Annotated in this window: 1 protein-coding gene; it reads right to left on the reverse strand. The window is 74.1% G+C overall.

Annotated elements, in window-relative coordinates; translation table 11 throughout:
- Positions 1-36 precede the first annotated feature (36 nt).
- A complete protein-coding gene (locus tag HUX53_RS04190) occupies positions 37-1,509 on the reverse strand; it encodes a serine/threonine-protein kinase (RefSeq protein ID WP_176401849.1) in 1,473 nt (490 codons plus the stop codon).
- Positions 1,510-2,014 lie beyond the last annotated feature (505 nt).

Here is a 2,014-nt window from a genome sequence, read left to right on the forward strand (position 1 = left end):
GGTGCGAGTCTTTGATTTTCCTGTTGGAGGGCAGCGTCAGTGGGGGTTAGGGGACAGGGGGCCGTCTGGGGCGTGGCCCTGGTGGGGGCGTAGGACCGCGCCTACCTTGAAGCAGTAGCGGACCTTCGGGCGCAGGCCGGGGACGGTCGCCGTGCGGGAGCCGGCCGGGACCGTGGTGATCGGCTTCGAACCGGCGGGCTGCTGCTGGACGAGCAGTGGCAACTGCCGGGCGCCGGGCGGCAGCGTCCAGGCGAGTGTGCCCGTCCGGCCCACCCGGCGGACGGCGAGCTTGCGCGGGCGCGCCGCAGCGAGCTGCGCGGCCGTCACGGGCTGCTGCTGTTGCGTCCCCGCCTGCGGGACGGTCGAGGACGGCGGCGGGTCCGCGGCCGTCTTCCCGCCCTCATCGCCACCGCGTCCTGCCAGCGCTAGGGCCCCGATGCCGAGTGCCAGCCCGCCGACGAGTGCTATCCCGGCCGCGACGATCAGCCCGCGGCGCGGGCCGTCCTGCGGTCGGTCGGGGAGGGGCGCGGGCGGGCTCGTGTGCGGTGCGGTCGGGCCCGTCCAGCCGTGGGAGCCGCTGGACCGGGGGTCGCTCGACGTGGGCGCCCACTCCGGGACCAGTGGCGGCCCCGGCGGCGTGGGAACCTGCGCCGGACGGGTGGCGGAGCTGTGGGCGACGTCCGTGACCGGGAGGCCGAGCGCGGCCTGCGCCTGCTGGAGCGCCTGCGCGAACTCGACGGCGGTCGCGTAACGCTGCTCGGGCGTCTTCGCCATCGCGCGCCCGATGGCGTCCGACACCTGCGGCGGGACGTCGGGGCGGGGGATCGGCGGCGGCGCCTCGTGCAGGATCCGCAGCATCAGCAGCGCGATGCCCTCGCCCGGCGGGCCCTTGAACGCGGGCTGCCCGGCCAGCAGCTGGTACAGCGTCGAGCCGAGCGAGTAGATGTCGGCGCCGACGCCCGGCGGGCGGCCCTCCAGCACCTCTGGCGCCGCGTGGTGCGGGGTGAACGCCTGGGTGTGCGTGGCGTCGAAGGAGTCGACCAGGCGAGCGATGCCGAAGTCGGCGAGGGCAGGCTCCCCGTACCGCGACAGCAGCACGTTCTGCGGCTTGACGTCGCGGTGCAGGACGTCGGTCTCGTGCGTGGCGGCCAGTGCGCCCGCCATCTTCACCCCGATGCGCAGGACGTCCGCGACCGGCAGCGGCCCCTCCTTGGCGAGCCGGTCGGTGAGCGCGCCGTGCTCGAAGTACTCCATCGCGATGTAGGGGCGGCCGGCGCGGGTGGTGCCGGTGTCCAGCACGGTCACGATGTTCGGGTGCCCGGACAGCCGTCCGGTGATCTTGCATTCGCGCTGGAAGCGCCGCATCGCCGCGGCGTCCACCGCGCCGACCGACAGGACCTTGAGCGCGACCATCCGGTCGAGGCGCTCCTGGTGCGCGCGGTAGACGACGCTGAAGCCGCCCTCGCCGACCTGCTCCAGCACCCGGTAGCCGGGGACGTCCTCGCTCATGGGTGGGGGGATGCCTCTCCGTCGCTCGTCTCGGCGGGGGTCGCGGCGGGGGCGCGGAAGTTCGTCCGCGTGAGTCCGACGGGGTGCGGCGCGGGACGGTTCCCCGGGAAGGTCAACAGCGTAGTACGGGGACGAATCCGGCGCGGCTCCTCGCGCGAACACGCGCCGGGCCGCGCATCCGTCCGGAAATGGGATGACATTTCCATTCGGCCGGTTAATCGTTGTCCCAATTCCGCGCCGTGCGCCGCCCGCCGCGCTCTAACCTCGGACTTCGCGACGAAGGAACTGGCCCAGAGGGAGTGGCCCGCCGTGGCGGAAGATGTCATGACGAACGCGCGGACGGAAACGCCGGCGCCGCAGTCGACTTATGGGGACCTTGTCCGAATGGCGTATTTCGTCCTGCCGGGCCGGGGCAAGCGCGTCTACCGGCTGGCGATCGCCCGCCGGATCGTGGACGGCACCGCGCGCGGCGCCCGGGACCGGTCCGCCGCCGGGCACGCCCGCC

This window comes from Actinomadura sp. BRA 177 (genome assembly GCF_013372625.1).
GTDB lineage: Bacteria > Actinomycetota > Actinomycetes > Streptosporangiales > Streptosporangiaceae > Spirillospora.